Source organism: Bacillus sp. 16GRE42 (genome assembly GCF_019837435.1).
Classification (GTDB): domain Bacteria; phylum Bacillota; class Bacilli; order Bacillales; family Bacillaceae_G; genus Bacillus_A; species Bacillus_A wiedmannii.
In genome coordinates this window covers 128,249-149,882 of record NZ_JADAXF010000005.1, presented here as the reverse complement: position 1 = coordinate 149,882, position 21,634 = coordinate 128,249, and the positions used below count along the sequence as shown (strand labels likewise).

2 protein-coding genes are annotated in these 21,634 nt (G+C 38.9%); both read right to left on the bottom strand.

Annotated features, from left to right (window positions below; all coding sequences use genetic code 11):
• Positions 1-282 precede the first annotated feature (282 nt).
• Positions 283-15,165, bottom strand: coding sequence for a non-ribosomal peptide synthetase (locus tag ILS93_RS23775; RefSeq protein ID WP_222661459.1), 14,883 nt, complete (start codon positions 15,163-15,165; stop codon positions 283-285).
• A complete protein-coding gene (locus tag ILS93_RS23770) occupies positions 15,162-21,632 on the bottom strand; it encodes a non-ribosomal peptide synthetase (RefSeq protein ID WP_222661457.1) in 6,471 nt (2,156 codons plus the stop codon). The genes ILS93_RS23775 and ILS93_RS23770 overlap by 4 nt, the downstream gene beginning before the upstream one ends.
• Positions 21,633-21,634: the final 2 nt, after the last annotated feature.

Sequence of the window (21,634 nt, the reverse complement as noted above, 5' to 3'; positions counted from 1 at the left end):
TATTAAATTGCAAATACAATAGAAAAGGTGCATATTTACATATCAATGAAAATATACACCTTTCCTCAGTAATATCATCAAAGCATTAGCTTCTATTACAAAAAATGGAGAGCATTTACATCATTCTATGAGCAGCTCATATAGGTTTCTATGTCTCTATCAAGTAAATTTTCCATTATCCTCTTAAAAAGTAATACTCTTGATATATTCATTATTGCCTACACTTTATTTGCAGTTATTGGGCTGTCCTTTTCGTTCATAGCGTTGCATCTTTTGCACTCTCTACTTTTCAGTAAATGAAAGGGATGTTTCTTTTATCCCTTCAAATTCATTTAATAGGTACTTAGCTATCTTTTCAACTGCGGGGAAGTCTACTATTTCCTCATGTGATCCAGGGACAGAATACTTATTTACTCTTCCTTTTAATAAAGGTCCCCAATTTGTAAACAACTCTTTTCCTTCCTCAGCACTAAAGTAGATAACTTCTCCAAAGTATGGTATCAAATCATTCTCTGCCATTAAGTTCAGGCATTTCCTATGAGCATTGATAACTTGCTTCAAATTCATAAGATTTGCATCAGGCGGGAGTACTCCTTCCATAATTAATCGCTCCACAAGCATATCTTGCTTATGGACGAGGCCTTCTTCCTGCTCAGTAAGATCTCTAGGAATGAAATGTTCAGATATATATGAGAGCATATCCTCCCTTGTTTTACGATCTTGCTCTGAAGGTACTTTAGTATCCATTAGTACCAAAAACTCAACTTCCTCTCCTTGATTCCTTAATACAGTTGCAATTTTATAAGCAATTGCACCGCCTAAAGACCATCCTCCAAGACGATATGGGCCTTCTGGCTGAACACGTTTTATTTCTTCAATGTAAAGTTGAATTACTTCCGGCAAGGTCAAATCATCAATTTCTCTCTTTTCTATGAGAGGATTCTGTAAACCATAAAATGAACAGTGGTTCTTAAGCAATCTTGCTAGTTGAATGTAACAGAATACATTCCCCATAAACGGATGAACGCAGAAGAAAGATCTTTTTTCTGATTCTTGCAGTGGAACCAGCGCTGATACTGATTTCGTCATATCATGCTTATCACGAATAAGGCATGCGATTCCTTCCACTGTTGGATTCTTAACCAATGTAGACACCTTAATCTCTTTTCCAAACTTCTCCCTAATTTTTGAAACTAATTTAATTACAAGGAGAGAGTGTCCCCCTCTATTAAAGAAATCATCATTTACATAGACATCTTCTATCTGTAACAAATCCTGCCAGATTTTAATCAACTGATATTCAATTTCATCCCTTGGAATGATTGGTGTAGAGAAGTTATTTTCTCTTTGAATAGTTAAATTGTTCAATGCCTTTCGATCAACTTTTCCATTCGTTGTAAGAGGAATCTCGTCTATCTTAATAAAGTGTGCAGGAACCATATAATTCGGTACTTGTCTCTTGAGATATTCACGCCAATCATGCATACTTCCATCTCCAACTACATAAGCAACCAATCTCTGCTCTCCTAATTTATCCTCTGTTACCAAAACTACTGCTTCTTTTACCAATGGATGCCTCTCTAGATTCGCTTCAATCTCTTCAAGTTCAATACGAAAGCCCCTAATTTTCACTTGATTATCAATTCTTCTCAAGTAATCTAAATTACCATCAGGTAAATAACGAACCAAATCTCCCGTACGATATAAACGCTCTTCTTCATTAAATGGATGACGGATAAATCGCTCTGCTGTTAATTCTGGACGATTCAAGTATCCTCTCGCTATACCTGCACCACCGATATATAGCTCACCTGTTACACCAACTGGAACAGGTAACAAATTTTTATCCAATACATAAGTTTGAACGTTCGGCAACGGACGTCCAATTGTAACTTTCTTACTATCTGTTTGAATATGATAACACGTTGCATCAACCGTACATTCTGTAGGACCGTATACGTTATAAAAATCAATTTTTTCGGTCTCTACTAGCTGTTCCCATAATGACGGCATGATTGCTTCACCACCGACTAATATCTTACTTGGTACATGAACATCAGCACTTATTTCTAGCAATCCCCCATCTATAAGTAATTGAAGTAATGAAGGTGTCATATCAAACATTTCCAATTTATTCTCCCTAATATAGGACACAAATTGTTCCGGATTAGTGCGAACTTCACTTGGGATAATATATAAACTTGAACCATAAAGCAACATTTGTAATTGCTGAATAGATACATCAAAGGCAATTGACGCATTCAAACCGACGCGCATATTACTAGGTATCTCATGTGAGAAAACTTCTTTTTGTAAACCATAGGATAGGTTTATTACAGAATGGTGCTGTACTAAAGCCCCCTTTGGATTCCCTGTCGAACCAGAAGTATAGATAACATACGCTAAGTTTTCCCCTGTTACCTCACATATTGGTGAAAGTTTGCTTTCTTGAGAAAGCATTGCTTGGTCCCTATCTAGGCAAACTGTCTTGATGTCTTTAGGTATCCATCCTAGTAATACCTCATTTGTAACTAACACTTTAATTCCCGTGTCTTCTAAAATATATTGCAGGCGGCTTTCCGGATTAGATGGATCCAATGGAACATAGGCTGCTCCAGCCTTCCAAATTCCCATGAGACCAACAACCATCTCAACTGATCGATCAAAGCAGAGGCCAACTAATGACTCTGTCCCAATTCCACATTTCTGTAAATGATGGGCTAATTGATTAGCTCTTTCATTCATCTCTCGATACGTTAGTTGCTGTTTATCATCTACCAATGCCACCGCGTCAGGTGTACGATTTACTTGCTCTTCGAATAGTTGATGAATTACATTCTCACGTGGATAGGATATATCATTATTATTCCATTCTTCCAATAGCCTTCTTTGTTCAGCCTCCGTAATATATACTAGTTCCGATAGATTTTGATCAATGTTTTTGAGCATTTGCATTAACACTTTGTGTAAATGACCCAACGTTCGTTCAATGGTTACTCTATTAAACTTACTACGGTCATACATTAACTTTAACGATAACTGGATTCCTGGAACTATAGCCAATCCTAGTGGGTAGTGGGTTTGTTCTACCCCTTTCAATTCACCAATTTCCAAATTTCCTGAAGATCCTTCTTTCACTGGATAATTTTCAAACACATATAAACAATTGAACAGCGGTGTACCTCTAGGAACCTCACTCCACCCCTGAATCTCTGTCAAAGAAGCATACTCATATTGTCTTCTTTCTATCTCTTCCTCTTGTATCTTCTGCAACCAATCTATTACTTTTATATCATCCATCAATTGAATTCGCGTCGGTGACGTTGTAATGAAAGGACCTACGATGTTTTCAACATCAATAATCTCCGTAGGACGCCCTGAGCTTGTTACACCAAAGACAATGTCATTTTCTCCACTATATCGGCTCATGAGATATGCCCATGCACCTTGAATTACTGTACTCAAAGTAAGTTTATTTCGTTTCGCCCATCCTTGTAACGCTTGAGTCTGCTCTTCTGATAAATAGGTAACCTTTTCTGTATAACCTTTTTCTTCCTCTTTACTTTCTAAGCCCAGCAAAGTTGGTGCAGTAAAACCTTTAAGCTTTTCTCTCCAGAATTGTTCCGCCTGCTCCTTATCTTGTTCCCTGAGCCATTGGATATATTTCTTATATGGTGAGGGTTTAGGTAACTTTACAGCTTTTCCATTCATTCTCTTCTGATAGACTGTAAGTAATTCATTAAAGACCAATGGTAAACTCCATCCATCCAGTAAAATATGGTGATGTGTCCAAACAATCCGATATTCTTCCTCACCTTCTTGAATGACCGTTACCCGCATCAATGGCGCTTCATCAAATTGGAAGGCTTGTTTTCGATCTAATGCCAAAAAGACTTTTCTTTTTTCCTCTATCTCTTTAGTTGTCATTGTACGCCAGTCTTCTTTGTTCACTTTAAATGGGATATTTTCATACACCACTTGTAATGGTTCTTCAATTTCGTCCCAAACAAATGCTGTACGAAAAATTTCATGCCGCTGAATTACAGATTTCCATGCCTGCTCAAAAGTAGGAATATCCATTTTTCCTTTAATCATAAAACTTAATTGCACTATATATGGTGCAACATGTTCATTCCCTTGGTCATGCAATGTGTGGAAAATCATACCTTCTTGCAAAGGTGATAGTGGATATAAATCAGTAATCTGATTGTTCTTTCCACGATTCATTTTGTTTAGTACATTTGTCAAACCTACTTGGTTAAGATTAGCCATTGCAAAATCCGAAATGGTCAGTGCAGATTCTCTATCTGAAGGTTGAATCAATCTGCTCAGTTGATATAGCATATTCTGTGCCATACTTTGAATCTTTGATTTGGCGAATTGTTCAACATTGTATACCCAAGTGAACTGAAGTTTTCCATTCGTTACAACCCCAATTACATCAATTACATGCGATCGCTTGGAACCGGCAGCATGATCTAAACGCTTAAATTCGTTCTCCGGCATAAACATTGCATCGCTAGAAAACATTTGATCAAATTGTCCAAGATAGTTAAAACTAATAGACGGTGTATGTTGAGAGCTCAATTGCTCACACATTGTTGCGTTCATGTAACGCAACACCCCATAATCAACACCCTTATTAGGAATTTTGCGAACTTGTTCTTTAACTGCTTTTAATGCTGCAATTGGCGTATTAGCACTAGTAATATTTAAATGAACTGGGTAAATACTTGTAAACCATCCCACGGTTCTCGATAAATCAACATCTTCAATAATCTCTTCTCGACCATGTCCCTCTAAATCTACGCTTAATATCGGCTGCCCCGTACATGCTGCTGTAGCTTGTACCAATGCTGCTAATAATACTTCATTGATTTGGACACGGTGAGTGCTTAAAGTCTCTTGCAATAACATACGGGTCTCATTCTCATTTAACACCACAGTAATTTCCTCAGTTACTGCGCTTACTGGATTACTTATAGTACCATCTACTGGCAGTATAACTACGTCTTGTTCACCCTGCTGCTCCCAGTAATGTAGCACTTCTTTTGATATTCCAGTTTCAGCGTAATGTTGTAATTTCTCCGACCATTCTTTAAAAGATGTACTCTTCATAGGTAATTGAATTTTTTGCCCTTGGACTGCTTGCGTATATGCTGTTTGCAAATCTTCCAATAAAATTCGCCAAGAAACACCATCCACGGCTAAGTGATGAATTGTCCAAAATAATCGGCCAGTCTTCTCACCTTCATCAAAATACACCATTCTCATTAACGGACCATCATGTAAATTCAATCTTTCTTGTGCAACATTAATCTCTTTTTGAATAACTTCATGCCAATCCGCTTCCGGCACTTCGTCTAATGAAATGACAGTCAGCATCAATTGTTCTTCAATTCCTTCATTCCACTGTTTCCAAGCCCCATTAGGTAAACGTTCATATCTTAAACGCAGGGCATCATGATGAAGTAGAAGGTTACGCGCTGCCTTTTCCAGTGATCCTATGTCCAATTTTTCTTTCGTTCTAAAGAACATGGATTGATTCCAATGATGTGGGTTAGGATGATTTTGTGCAAAAAACCTTTGCTGAATAGGTGTAAGTATCGTCTCTCCAGTTATAATTCCTTGTTCAGCTTGTACACCTTGTTCTTCTTTGACTACTAGCGCCAACTCAGCAATCGTTTGGTGTTCAAATAGTTGTTTTGGTGTCAACTGTAAACCAGCTTGCTTCGCACGAGAGACAATCTGAATGCTAAGAATTGAATCTCCACCAATTTCAAAAAAGTTATCATAAATACCAATACGTTTTGAACCTAGCACACTTTCCCAAATGATAGAAAGCTTATGTTCACGTTCATTTCTTGGGGCCGCGTACCCTTCTTGTGTTCCTTGATAATCTGGTATAGGTAACGATTTCCGATCAACCTTTCCATTTATGGTTAGCGGTAATTCTTTCATTTCGACAAAGTAGGAAGGTATCATATGGATTGGTAGTTTTATTTTAAGATACTCACGCCATTCTTCTAAACTGCCTTCGCCCACTATATAAGCTACTAACCTCTTATCTCCCGACTGATTTTCCCTAACTATTACAACTGCCTCTTTTATCAAGTCATGCTCCTGTAAAGTCGACTCAATCTCCCCAAGTTCGATTCGAAATCCTCTAATCTTCACTTGATTATCCATTCTTCCTAAATAGTCTATATTACCATCAGAAAGATATCTCACAAGATCGCCTGTTCTATATAATCTCTCGCCTTCTTTGAATGGATGAGAAATAAATCGTTCGGATGTTAACTCTGGACGATTTAAGTATCCCCTCGCTAGACCCGCTCCTCCGATATAAAGTTCACCCATCACACCAACTGGAACTGGCAACCCATTTCTATCCAATACATAAGTTTGAACGTTAGGCAACGGACGCCCAATCGTTACTCTTTCACTATCTTTTTTGATATGATAGCATGTTGCATCAACCGTACATTCTGTAGGACCATATACATTATAAAACTCAATTTTAACAGTCTCTACTAGCTGTTCCCATAATGACGGCATAATCGCTTCGCCGCCAACCAATACCTTACTTGGAACATGAACACCATCGTACGTTTCTAACAGTCCGGCATCTATAAGTAATTGAAGCATTGAAGGTGTTATATCAAAGATTGCTAACTTGTTCTCCCTAATATAAGCTACAAACTGTTCCGGATCACTTCGTACTTCATTCGGAATAATATACAAACTTGAACCATACAACAGCATTTGTAATTGCTGAATAGATGCATCAAAGGCAATTGACGCATTTAAACCGACATGCATGTTAGATGGTATCTCATGTTCGAAAACCTCTTTTTGTAAACCATGCGACAAGTTTATTACAGAATGATGCTGTATCAAGACACCCTTTGGATTCCCCGTCGATCCAGAAGTATAGATAACATACGCTAGGTTTTCTCCTGTTACTTCACATTTTGGTGAAAGAATGCTTTCTTTTGAAATCATTGCCTGATCCCTATCTAGACAAACTGCCTTGACTTCTTTGGGTATCCAACCTCCTAATGACTCATTCGTAACTAATACTTGAATTTCAGTGTCCTCCAAAATATATCGTATGCGACTTTCTGGATATGATGGGTCCAATGGAACATATGCTGCTCCTGCCTTCCAGATCCCCATAATACCAACAATCATCTCAACTGAACGCTCAAAGCAAAGTCCAACTAATGATTCAGTCCCAATCCCACATTGCTGAAGATAGTGGGCCAATTGATTAGCTTTTTCATTAAGCTCTCGATATGTTAACTGCTGTTTTTCATCTACCACTGCTACCGCATCAGGTGTACGATTTACTTGCTCTTCAAACAGCTGATGAATCGTACTTTCCCGTAGATATGTTACAGCATTATTATTCCACTCTTCCAACTGTTTTTGCTGTAATCCTGATAATATAGGCAACTTAGCTAATGATTTATCAGGATTCTCCACGATTACATTCAACCAGTTCCCAAAATGTTCAGCCATGGATTCAATAGTTAAGCTGTCAAATAAATCAGTTCTATAAACAAAAGTAAGTAATAAACCCTCTTCCACTTCTGCAGCTGTTAAACTTAAATCAAACTTAGCGATTGGAGCATTACTTTCCATTACTTCTATATTTCTTCCATGTAGTTCTGGTAGCTTCTGTCCCGTATTTTGCAAAGTAAACATGGTTTGGAAAATCGGAGAATGGCTTGTATTTCGTTCAGGTTGGATAACCTCTACAATTTTCTCAAACGGAACATCTTGATACTCATATGCCTTCAATGCTTTTATCCGCACTTGAGACAACAACTCTTGAAATGCCGGTGCATTACTTAAATCAGCTCGATAAACCAATGTATTGACAAAGAAACCAATCAGTCCTTCAATTTCTCGATAATTTCGATTTGCAATTGGGCTGCCAACAATAATATCCGTTTGTCCCGTATAACGAGCAAGGAAACTTTGATACGATGCCAATAAGGTCATGAAAAGTGTGGCCCCTTCTTGACGACTTAGTTCGTTTAATTTATCCAGTAATGGGCGCGATAACAAAACATTATGAGTTAATCCATGGTGGGTTTGCACTGGCGGACGCGGACGATCCACTGGCAACATTAAGACTGGTAACTCACCAGATAATTCTTCCTTCCAATATGCAAGTTGTTGATATAGTACTTCATCTTTCAACCATTCTCTTTGCCACTGAGCAAAATCGGCATATTGAACTGGTAGTGGTTCCAGATCTGCTTGTTTTTCACCAATCGCATTCTCATAAAATGCCATCCATTCTTGAAGTAAGATTTCCATCGACCATCCATCTGAGATAATATGATGCATATTACACAGAAGAACCCATTCTTCTTCTGAAATTCTTATGAGTTTCCCACGGAACAATGGCCCTTGTTCTAAATCAAATGGAGATTCGACTTCAGTTTGAATCCATTGCTCCAACTTTCTTTCTCGCTCCTCTAATGAAAGCTTAGTTAAGTCCATTTGGAGAAGCGGACGGAAAACGTACGGTTGAATCTGCTGCACAGGATGGCCATCCTCTTCATAAAATACAGTCCGCAAAGATTCATGACGCTCTATCAACTGATTCCATCCCAACTCCAATCCCTCAGGTAACCAATTCCCTGTAAGGCGGCATGCCATTGGCATATTATAAAGTGCACTATTAGGTGCAAATTGATCAATAAACCATAAGCGCTGTTGGGCATAAGATAGTGGAATATTATTTCCGCGTTCCATCGGCACCAATGGTGGAATTTCTCGTTTTTCACTCCCCTTACGTAACTGATCTATTCGTTTCGATAATGCCTCGACCGTTGAATATTCGAACAGTTCACGTACCGGTAATTTGATTTGAAAGACTTCCTGTAAGCGTGAGACCACTTGTGTAGCAAGTAGAGAGTGACCACCAAGCTCAAAGAAAGAATCCTGAACACCAATTTCTTTTATTCCTAGCACTTGACTCCACACTGAAGCGATAAGTTCTTCCAGCGGAGTTCGTGGGTATACAGTATTTTCGGCGGATTGTTCACTAAGTATAGGCAATGCCTTCAAATCAAGTTTTCCATTCGGTGTAAGTGGTAAAAATTCCATCTCAATAAAGTTTGTTGGAACCATGTAATTTGGTAAATGTGTTTGTAGATGTTCTCGCCATTCATGTACACTTCCTTCACCAACTACATAAGCTACTAATCTCTTGTCACCTTGATTATCCTCTCGTACCAATACAACTGCTTCTTTCACAGAAGAATGTGCCTGCAAAACAGCTTCTATTTCTCCCAATTCAATCCGGAAACCACGAATTTTCACTTGGTCATCTATACGTCCATGGAACTGGAGATTACCATCAGAAAGATAACTTGCTTTGTCTCCTGTATAATAGAGACGTTCTCCTGACTTGAAAGGATGTGGAATAAATTTTTCCTTTGTAAGATCCGGACGATTAGCATATCCACGTGCAAGACTCTTCCCTCCAATATAGAGATCTCCAATTACACCAATTGGTACTAGCTGAAGATGAGAATCTAACACATAAACTTCTGTATTCGCAATCGGTCGACCAATCGATGGCGTACCTGTTGTCACTCCTACAGGTACATAACAATCTGTGGTAACAACGGTATTTTCCGATGGACCATACTGATTAATTACCGCAAAAGGAATATCGTTAGATGGGTACTGCGTTAATTGATCCCCACCAGTAATGATAAAACGAAGATCCGTTTTATCTGGCCAAGATAATTTCAAGAGCCTTTCCAGAATAGGCGTAGGTGCAAAGCTAGCTGTTATTCGTGAATCAATGAGCCAGTCCCTTAGTGCTTCTGGATTAATTCTCAGTTCCTCTGTTGACAAGTAGAGTGTTGCGCCAGCAGTTAGATACGGCCAAATCTCCTGGACAGCCGAATCAAAAGCAACCCCTGCAATCTGAGTCGCACGATCCTCTGCTGAAATATGATAAACTTCCTGATGCCAAGAAACCATATTCATTAATGAGCGATATTCAACCATGACACCCTTCGGTTTTCCTGTAGAACCAGAGGTATAGACAATATAGGCTAAGTTCTCTGGATTTATTTGACGTGTAGGTGCGATTACGCTTTCCACCGTTAATTCTTCTAACCTCACCATTTCGACGTGTGCGAAATGTCCTTCTTGTCCTTCCGCCGTCACTACAAATTGAATTCCTGCATCTTCAATCATGTATTCTAACCTTGATTTTGGATACAACGGATCTAAAACGACATAAGCTCCACCAGCTTTTAAAATGCCTAGTAAACTTGCCATCAGCTCAGCTGACCTCGGAAGATAAACTCCTACCACTGACTCTGGGGCTACTCCCTTTCGCTGTAAAACATTTGCCAACTGATTTGCTTGTGTATCCAGTTCACCATAAGTCCACTGTTTTGTTTGATCAACTACCGCAATCGCATCAGGACGCCTTGCTACTTGCTCCTCAAATCTGTCGCAAACAAGACCCTGATGAGACATTTCCATTACAGTGTCATTCCATGTTTCTAATAACAAAGTACGCTCGGGTTCTGATAGCATGCTCAGGTCATGCAACGGATTTTGTGGGCGATGAGAAACTTCATGTAGCCATTTCTCAAAGTGTCCTGCCATCCGTTCAATAGTAGTAGCATTGAATAAATCCTTATTGTACTCAAAAGTAAAAAGTAAACCCTCTTCCGTCTCAGCTGCCATTACACTTAAATCAAACTTTGCAATTGGACTATGGCTTTCTATCATTTCAATACTTCTACTAGATAACACCGGAAACTCTTGTTTCATATTTTGCAAAATGAACATAGTCTGGAAGATTGGCGAATGACTTGTACTTCGCTCCGGTTGCACAACTTCTACAATTTTTTCAAATGGAATATCTTGATATTCATACGCCTTCAATGCCTTTTGACGAACCTGATACAGTACACCTTGAAATGTCGGTCTACCACTCAAATTAGCTCGATAAACCAGCGTGTTAACGAAGAAACCAATTAGTCCTTCAATTTCTCTATAATTCCGATTCGCAATTGGGCTTCCGACCAGAATATCTTCTTGTCCCGTATAACGAGATAGAAAACTTTGATATGCAGCTAAAAGCGTCATGAAGAGTGTAGCCCCTTCTTTTCGACTAAGTTCATTCAATTTATCATGTAGCGTGCTTGGCAGAACCAGAGTGTATATCGACCCGTGATGAGTTTGTATTGCGGGACGCGGGCGATCCATAGGAAGTTGGAGTACAGGAAGCTCCCCAGACAATTCTTCCCTCCAATATTGGAGTTGTTGATCCAGCACCTCCTCCTTTAGCCATCCTTTTTGCCACTGAGCAAAGTCGGCATATTGAACCGGTAATGGTTCAAGTTCCGCTACCTTTCCATCCGTTGCTTTCTCATAAAATGCCATCCATTCTTCAAGTAGGATTCCCATTGACCATCCATCTGAAATGATATGATGTAGAGTACAAAGGAGTATCCATTCTTCCTCTCCCACGTGCAAAATACTTGTCCTGATTAATGGACCCTCTGTTAAATCAAATGGCACTTCTGTTTCTTGTTGAATTAAACGTTTAACTTCTTCTTCTTGATCTTCAGAAGAAAGCATAGTTAAATCCGTTTTCGGAATTGATTGAAAAGCATACGGTTCAATTTGCTGTACGGGTTGACCGTTCACTTCGTGAAAGACCGTCCGCAGTGATTCATGACGTTCTATTAGTTGATTCCATCCCGTTTCCAATGCTTCAAGTAGCCAATTCCCTGTAAGGCGGCATACCATTGGCATATTGTAAAGGGCACTATTAGGTGTAAATTGATCAATAAACCATAAGCGTTGTTGGGCATAAGATAGTGGAATAGCTTCTCCTCGTTTCATTGGTATTAGCGGCGGAATCTCTCGTTTTTTATTTCCTTTACGTAACTGATCTAATCGCTTTGCCAGTGACTCCACCGTTGTATATTCAAATAGTTCACGTACTGGTAAGTCGATTTGAAAAATTCCCTGTAAACGTGACACTACTTGAGTAGCTAGTAGTGAATGACCACCGATTTCAAAAAAGGAATCCTGAACACTAATGTTTTTTATTCCTAACACTTGGCTCCAAACGGAAACGATAAGCTCCTCCACTGGTGTTCTTGATGAAGTAATATCTTCACTTATGAACTGTTCTTCTAATTCCAGTAAGGCTTTCCGATTCACCTTACCATTTGGAGTGAGTGGCATACCTTCAATTTTGAAAAAGTATGCCGGAACCATATAATGTGGCAGTTGCTTCTTGAGATATTCACGCCACTCCCCAGTATCCCCTTCACCCACTACATAAGCTACTAACTGCTTATCTCCTGGTCGATCTTCCTTCACCAACACGACTGCCTCTTTTACAGATGAGTAATCATGTAAAGCTGCTTCTATTTCTCCCAATTCAATTCGGAATCCTCTAATTTTAACTTGGTTATCTATTCTTCCGATATATTCCAAGTTAAGATCATTCATATATCTCACCAAGTCACCCGTTCGATATAATCGTTCTCCGTCCTTAAAGGGATGCGGAATAAAACGTTCAGTAGTTAAATCTGGTCGATTGAAGTAGCCACGTGCCAATCCTACTCCTCCAAGGTAAAGTTCCCCTGCCACACCAATCGGGACCACTTGTTGATATTGATCTAACACATACAACTCTGTATTATCAATCGGACGACCAATCGGAATAAGCATTGCTTCTTTTTCTAAATCACAATCATAATAAGTCACATCCACAGTCGCTTCAGTAGGACCATACAAGTTAATTAACTTTGTTTGCTGAATATTGTAAAAGATCCCCTTAAACCGGCGAACCTGCTCAGTGTTTAACGCTTCTCCACTAGTAAAAACTTGAATTAAAGACGAGACATCCCTTTTCGAATTATATAGTTCCATATAATCTAAGAAAGTAGATAACATCGACGGAACAAAATGCATGGTGGACACACGATATCGCTCAATATACTCCTCAATCACCGCAGGATCTTTCTCTCCTCCAGGTGGAAGTAAACAAACACGTGCTCCTACAAATGACCACCAAAATAATTCCCAGACAGAAACATCGAACGAAAACGGTGTCTTTTGTAGGATTGTATCCTCCTCGGCCAATGGATATTTTTTCTGCATCCACTGTAGGCGATTGATAACGGAATGATGTTCAATCATTACCCCCTTTGGATTTCCCGTCGAACCCGAAGTGTATATAATATAGGCTAAGTTATTTGCTGTTACTCCACTTACCGGGGCTAAATTACTCTCTTTAGAAATCATCGCTTGATCCCGGTCTAAACAAATTGCTTGGATATCTTTAGGTAACCAGTCCTGTAGTGTTTCTTTTGTTAACAGCACTTGAATTTGTGAATTCTCCAAAATATATCTCAGGCGGTTTTCGGGATAACTTGGGTCCAGTGGGACATAAGCCCCACCTGCCTTCAAAATCCCAAAGAGACCGATAATCATATCAGGAGAACGTTCAATACATATACCGACCAATGATTCAGGTCCGATACCTCGTTTTTGTAAAAAATGCGCCATTTGATTCGATTTTTCATTAAGTTCTTGATACGTTAGCTTTCCACCCTCATAAACTACCGCCACTGCATCAGGTGTCCGTGCAACTTGCTGCTCAAATAGCTCATGAATCATACAATCATGACCATAAACTACGTCCGTATCATTCCATTCTTCTAGGAGTTGTTTTTGCTCAGTATCCGATAACATTGACAGCTTTGTATATGATTCATCTGGATGATACGTGATTTCATTTAGCCAGTTCTCAAAATGTCCTGCCATACGTGCAATGGTACTACTATCAAATAAATCCGTGTTGTATTCAAATGAGACAAATAGACCTTCTTCCACTTCATAGGCAGTTAAGCTCAAATCAAATTTAGCAATAGACATATTACTTTCTACCATTTCAATACTTCTATCAGTCAAATCTAGTCGTTCTTGTTTTATATTCTGTAGCGTAAACATGGTCTGAAATATAGGGGAATGACTCATGCTTCGTTCAGGTTGCACAGCTTCTACCACTTTTTCAAATGGTATATCTTGATATTCGTAAGCTTTTAACGCCTTTTTCTTTGTTTTGTTCAAAATCTCTCGAAAAGTAGGGGTGCCACTCAAATCTGATCGATAAACCAACGTATTAACAAAGAAACCAATTAATCCTTCTACTCCCTTATGGTTCCGATTTGCAATCGGACTACCAACTAGAATATCTTTTTGTCCCGTATAACGAGCAAGAAAGCTCTGGTATGCGGCCATTAAAGTCATAAATAAAGTAGATCCTTCTTGTCGACTTATATCCTTCAATTGACTGAGCAATTTATTAGGAAAAATCACATGATACGCAGCCCCAGAGTAAGTCTGCTTAACCGGTCGAGGTCGATCCACTGGCAGTTGTAAGATAGGAAGCTCACCAGACAATTCGTCCTGCCAATACGTAAGCTGACGATTTAGCACATCACCTTGCAACCACTCCTTTTGCCACTTCGCAAAGTCTGCATATTGAATGGATAATGAACTTAATTTAGCAGGATTTCCGCCCGTTTCTTCTTCATAGAAAGCAAGTAATTCATTCATGAATATACCAATGGACCAAGCATCAGAAATAATATGATGCATCGTACACAGTAATAACCATTCATCCTTCTCTAATTGAACAAGCTGATTACGAATTAAAGGACCATTCATTAAATCAAATGGTTCTTGCGCTTCTCTCGCAATTAAACTATCTACCTCTTTTTCTTTTACTTCTAGAGGAAGTTGAGAGTAATCTCTTACAGGTAATGCTCTAGGAAGGAATTCGACAATTTGTTGCACAGGCTGTTCTCCTATTTCTTTAAAAACAGTTCGTAATGATTCATGACGTTCAATGAGTCGATTGAATCCCTTCTCTAATGCTTCAGGTATCCAATTTCCTTTTAGATGCCATACTGTTGGAATATTATATAAAGAACTGTTTGGGTTAAATCTGTCCATAAACCACAAACGTTTTTGTGCATAAGACAACGGGAGTGCTTCTTTATTCTCCTTTTTTTGCATTTGCTTCTGAAGCCATGCTCTCTTCTCAGGAGAAAGTGAACTCAGCTTTGCAAGTAAATCACTTTTCATTTTTTTACCCCTTCCTGAATCAAATTACTCTCGAATATCCCTTGTGCTTCTTCCTCTGATAGCTCTTCTAATTGCTTAAGCAGTTCTAGTAATTCTTCATCATTACTGACTTCTGCTTCTTTTTGAATATAGTCTTGAAGACTTACATTCTCCTTACTATCATTCTGAATTTCTTGATTTTTGTTATAGAGCAATTGATCAATCTGTTCTGCCAATTGCTGCACCGTATGAAACATAAATAAATCATGCAATGGTATCTCAATTCCAAAAGCCTCTTTAAGACTGGAAACAGCTTGCGTAGCAAGTAATGAGTGACCACCTATTTCAAAAAACGAATCCTGAATTCCGATGTTTTCCATACCTAAAACTTCATTCCATATTGAAACGATTGTTTTTTCCGTAGGCGTACGAGGAGCAATATAACCACTTGCTATCTCCTGTTTCTCTGGTGCTGGTAAGGCCTTCCTATCAATTTTTCCATTTGGAGTGAGTGGAAATGCATTCAATCCGACAAAATAGGCTGGAATCATATAATTTGGTAGCTGGTCCTTGAGATAATCACGCCACTTTTGAGCATCCCCATCTCCTACAACATAAGCAATCAAACGTAGATCACCAGGATAATCTTCCCTCACCGTCACAATAGCTTCGTTAACTAATGTATGCTTTTGTAATGTCGCTTCAATTTCTCCTAGTTCAATCCGGAACCCACGAATTTTTACCTGATGATCGATTCGGCCAAGATACTCCAAATTTCCATCCGGCAAATACCTTACTAGATCTCCAGTCCGGTATACTCGCTCCCCTTCTTTAAATGGATGTGGTATAAAACGATCTTCCGTTAAGTCAGGGCGGTTTAAGTATCCACGTGCTAATCCCGATCCACCAATGTACAGCTCACCAACTACACCAATTGGAACCATTTTTTGTTCAATACTTAGTACATATACTTCTGTATTGAAGATTGGTTTACCAATTGGAGGTACCCTATGGACGACACCCTTTTCTAATTCCATATAAGTGGAATAAGTAGTATCTTCGGACGGTCCATATAGGTTGTACACCTTCTCAACCGTACTTCTCTCATATAAATCTTGAACAAGTGAATATGACAATGGTTCTCCAGCCAAATTCACCACCTTTACCGAAGAAGGGAGTGTTTTTGCTCGAACCAGTTCCTTCGCTGCCGATGGCACAGTATTGACTAAAGTCACATCCTTGGTAGACAACTTGTCTAGATGTAGAGCATTTTCAGCGACAATCACCTTACCACCCATCGTTAGGGGAACAAACACTTCAAAAACAGATAGATCAAAGGATAGCGAAGTGGAGGCCAACACTCCCGCTAAATCCTTTCGGGAATATGTGTGATGCGCCCAACGAATCATTGTTACTGTACTCCTATGCTCAATCATTACTCCCTTTGGATTTCCAGTGGAACCTGAAGTATAGATAATATAGGCTAAGTTATCGCCCGTCACTTCACTCGTACACACCGTAGTTACTTCTTGTTCTATTTCTACTCGATCACGATCAATACAAATCACGTCAACGGATCTAGGTATAACCATTTTTTGTTGTAATTTTTCCTGTGTTACTAGTACCTTTATTTGAGCATCCTCTAAAATGTATTGCAGTCGACTTTCCGGATACGCTGGATCTATTGGGACATATGCTCCTCCTGCCTTCATAATTCCTAAGAGGCCTACAATCATCTCAGATGAACGTGTAACACAAATCCCAACCAATGATTCGCAACCTACACCATTTTTCTGTAAATAATGTGCCAGCTGATTCGAGCGTTCGTCCAACTCTCGATATGTTAGTTCTTCATCTTCGCATACCACTGCAATTGCTTCTGGTGTTTTTTCTACTTGTTCTTCAAACAATGTATGAATCGCGCATTCTTCTATATCTATAACAGCTGATTCATTCCATTCTTCTAGTAATTGCTTATATTCTACTTTCGATAACATATTCAATTCTGATAATAAACATTTTGGATGAGAGACAATTTGATTTAACCAATGCTCAAAATGATTTGCCAGACGTTCAATGGTTGTATCATCAAACAAATCAGTATTGTATTCAAAGGTTAGTGATAATCCTTCTTCCGTCTCAGTAACAAATAAACTCAAATCAAATTTCGCTACAGAAGCATGGCTTTCCATGAGTTCCATTTGCCTTTCAGATAGCTGAGGAAATTCTTGCTTCGTATTCTGTAAAGTAAACATGGTTTGAAATATTGGTGAATGACTTGTATTCCGTTCCGGCTTTACGGATTCTACCACTTTCTCAAATGGGATGTCCTGATACTCGTATGCTTTTAGTGCTTTTTTTCTTACCTGCGACAAAAGTTCTTGGAACGTCGGATTTTCACTGAAATCAGCTCGATAAACCAACGTATTTGCAAAGAAACCTATTAATCCCTCAATCTCTTTAACATTTCGATTAGCGATTGGGCTTCCAACCAAGATGTCATCCTGTCCTGTATAACGAGAAAGGAAGCTTTGATACGCTGCCATCAATGTCATAAATAAAGTGCATCCTTCTTGCAGACTTAAATCTTTGAGTTTTTCCTGTAGGGAATTCGCCACCATTAAGGACTGACTTGCACCACGATGGGTTTGAACCGCAGGTCGAGGACGATCCATCGGTAATTGTAAAACCGGTAACTCCCCAGCCAATTCTTCCTTCCAATATCGAAGGTGCTGATCCAAATTCTCTTCTTTTTGCCATTCCTTCTGCCACATAACAAAGTCTGCATATTGGATAGATAACTCCTTCAATTCCGCCGGTTTTCCGCTTAGTGCTCCTTCATAAAAAGCCATCCATTCTTCAAGTAAAATCCCCATTGACCATCCATCTGAAATAATATGATGCATCGTACAAATGAGAACCCATTCTTCCCTGTCCACTTTCAATATTCGTGTTCGAATCAGAGGACCTTGTCCAAAATGAAATGGTTCCTCCGCTTCGTTTTGAATGAGCCGTTTCATTTCTCTTTCCCTATCTTCAAAAGAGAGATCTGTTAGATTCGATTGAGGGATATGTCTGAATACATGAGATTGAACCTGTTGGAAAGGTTCACCCTCTTGTTCTAGAATTATCGTCCGTAATGATTCATGACGCTCCAACAACTGATTCCATCCGACCTCCAACGCTTCAATTGACCATTTACCTGTTAAGCGACACGCTGCATGAATATTGTACATAGCACTATTTGACATTAATTGATCAATAAACCATAGACGTTTCTGCGCATAGGAAAGCGGAATAGCTTCTTCTCGTTTCATAGGTACAAGGGGGGCAGCCTCTCGTTTTTTATCTTCTTTTCGTAACTGATCTACTCGTTTCGCCAATGCCTCCACTGTATCGTGCTTGAAAAGTTCACGTAATGGGATTTTGATTTGGAACAATTCTTGTAATCGAGAAACAATTTGAGTAGCGAGTAGTGAGTGCCCACCCCGTTCAAAGAAGGAATCCTGAATACCGATATTTTCAGTTCCTAACACTTGACTCCAAACCGAGGCAATAAGCTCCTCCGATGGCGTCCGAGGTAGAACATTTAAACCTCCAATAGTTTGCTCATCAGGTACTGGCAAGGCCTTTCGGTCAATTTTCCCATTCGGAGTAAGCGGGAAGTGTTCTAACTCTACAAGGTGCGCTGGAATCATATGATTCGGTAATTGGTTTTGTAAATACTCTCTCCACTCTTGGGTATTTCCATCGCTCATTACATATGCAACCAATCGTTGATCACCTGGACGATCTTCTCTAACTAATACGACAGCCTCTTTAATAAACGAACATTTTTCTAAAGTCGCTTCAATTTCTCCTAATTCAATCCTAAAACCACGCATTTTGACTTGATGGTCCATTCTACCTATAAATTCTAAATTTCCATCAGTTAGATATCTTACTGAATCTCCTGTTCGATATAGTCGTTCCCCGAATCGATATGGATGCGAAACGAATTTTTCAGCAGTAAGATTCGGACGATTTAAGTATCCACGTGCTAAACCAGCACCACCAATATATAACTCACCCTCAATTCCTATTGATTGCAAGCGTTGATTTTGGTCTAATACATATAATTGCGTGTTCTGTATCGGCTGCCCAATAGAAACAAATTCTTGATTTGGCTGAATATCAAATGCATTCACATAAATAGTGGCTTCAGTTGGTCCATAAAAGTTGGTTAATTTCACTTGTCCACTATGATTCCATTTCTGTTGAAATCGTCTAACCAACCCTGAACTTAGTTCTTCCCCACCAGAAAATACATGGCGTACGGACGAACAATTCATGTTCAATTCAATATGATTGAAGTGATCTAAGAAAACAGATAACATCGAAGGTACAAATTGAACTATAGTAACCTGATGTTTTTTAATCACTTCAGCTATAATAGAAGGATCTTTTTCTCCACCTGGAGGCAGGAAAGATACACATGCACCAACGTGAATACCCCAAAACAACTCCCAAACAGAGACATCAAATGAGAATGGCGTTTTCTGCAAGACCACATCCTTTTCAGAAAGTGGATATTTATGTTGCATCCATTCTAGATAATTGATTACTGAATGATGCTCAATCATTACTCCCTTTGGATTCCCTGTAGATCCTGAAGTATACATAACATACGCTAAACTTCTTCCTGTTACACCACTTATACATGGGGTTGTTTCTTCTTTTTCAATTGCAGTATAATCTTTATTCATACAAATCGTTTCAACATTTTCAGATACAAACAAATTTTTAGAATTCTCTTCCGTCACTAGTACTTCGATTCCAGCATCCTCTAATATATATCGAAGCCGACTCTCTGGATAAGTAGGATCAAGTGGAACATACGCTGCTCCTGATTTTAGAATACCTAATAACGCTATCATCATTTGTAATGAACGTTCTATATATATCCCAACCAGAGACTCTGAGCCTACACCACGCTTTTGTAAATAATGAGCTAGCTGATTCGCACGCTCCTCCAACTCTTTATAGGTAATTTGTTCATTTTCGTAAATAGCCGCGATTGCTTCCGGCGTTTTTTTAACTTGCTCCTCAAACATCGTATGAATCATGCCTTCAGCCGAATAATTTACTTGAGTATGATTCCATTCCTCTAATAACTGTATCTGTTCTTCCGCTGTTAAATGAGTAATTTCAAAGAGTTTTGAATCTAGGCTCTTCGTCATCTGAATTAATATTTGCAATAAGTGATTCTGAATCCAATTTATTGTTTCTTCATTAAAATAGCTTCGATCATACATCAACTTTAAAGTAATTTTCTTACCAGGCATTACAATGAGTGTTAAAGGATAATTTGTTTGTTCCGCGCTTTTAACATCTAGTAATCTTAAATCATCATTTCTCTCACCTTGAATTGGATAATTTTCAAACACATACAAGGTATGAAATAAGGAGCTATTTCGCGGAACCTCACTCCACCCTTGAATATCTATCAATGAATTATACTCATATTGTCTTCGTTCCATTTCTTTCATCTGTATTTTATGAAGCCAATCTACTACAGATGTATTATCCGTTAATCGAATTCTAGTAGGTAAAGTGTTAATAAATAGGCCTACCATATTCTCTGCTCCTATCAAATCAGTAGGACGTCCAGAGCTAGTTACGCCAAATACGATGTCACTTTCACCGCTATACCTACCCATCAAATAGGCCCATGCTCCTTGGACTAATGTATTCAATGTTAATCGACTATTTCGTACCCACTCTTGTAAATTCTCAGTGAATTCCTCAGATACCTGATAAACACACTCTCCATAGCCCTTCTCCTGCCCTTGATCCTTTCTTTCCATCGCTAATGGCGTAGGTGCATAGAACCCTTTTAATTCTTCTTTCCAAAATTCCTCTGCTTGACTTTGATCTTGTTTATTTATCCACTGGATATATTTTTTATAAGGAAGAGATTTAGGAAGATTCAACAATTCTCCCTTTATCATCTTGAGATAAACTTCCATCACTTCACTAAAGACCAATGAAACACTCCAACCATCTAGCAAAATATGATGATGTGTCCAAATAATTCTCGTTTCCCCTTCTGCTTCTTTAATCGCAGTGACTCTCATCAATGGTGCTTCATCCAATAAAAATCCTTTCCTACGATCTGCAGTCAAAAACTGGTGTAATTTCTTCTCCTTCTCCTCATGCGAATGGGTACTCCAATCCTCTTGATGAATAGTAAAAGGAAGACGTTCGTAAACTGCTTGTAGAGGTTTTTCTACTTCCTCCCAAACAAATACTGAGCGCAGAACCTCATGTCGTTGAATAACATATTCCCAAGCTTTTTCAAAAGTAGCAACATCCAATTGCCCCCCGAGCAAGAAACCTACTTGTACAATATAGGAAAAAGAATATTCATCATCTTGATCGTATAAAGTATGAAACAGTATTCCTTTTTGCAAAGGTGATAAACCATATATATCAATAACGTCTCCCATTT

Bases quoted from the DNA above. Each gene is read 5' to 3' on its own strand.
- ILS93_RS23775 (WP_222661459.1), bottom strand. From the start codon at position 15,165: ATGAAAAGTGATTTACTTGCAAAGCTGAGTTCACTTTCTCCTGAGAAG.
- ILS93_RS23770 (WP_222661457.1), bottom strand. From the start codon at position 21,632: ATGGGAGACGTTATTGATATATATGGTTTATCACCTTTGCAAAAAGGA.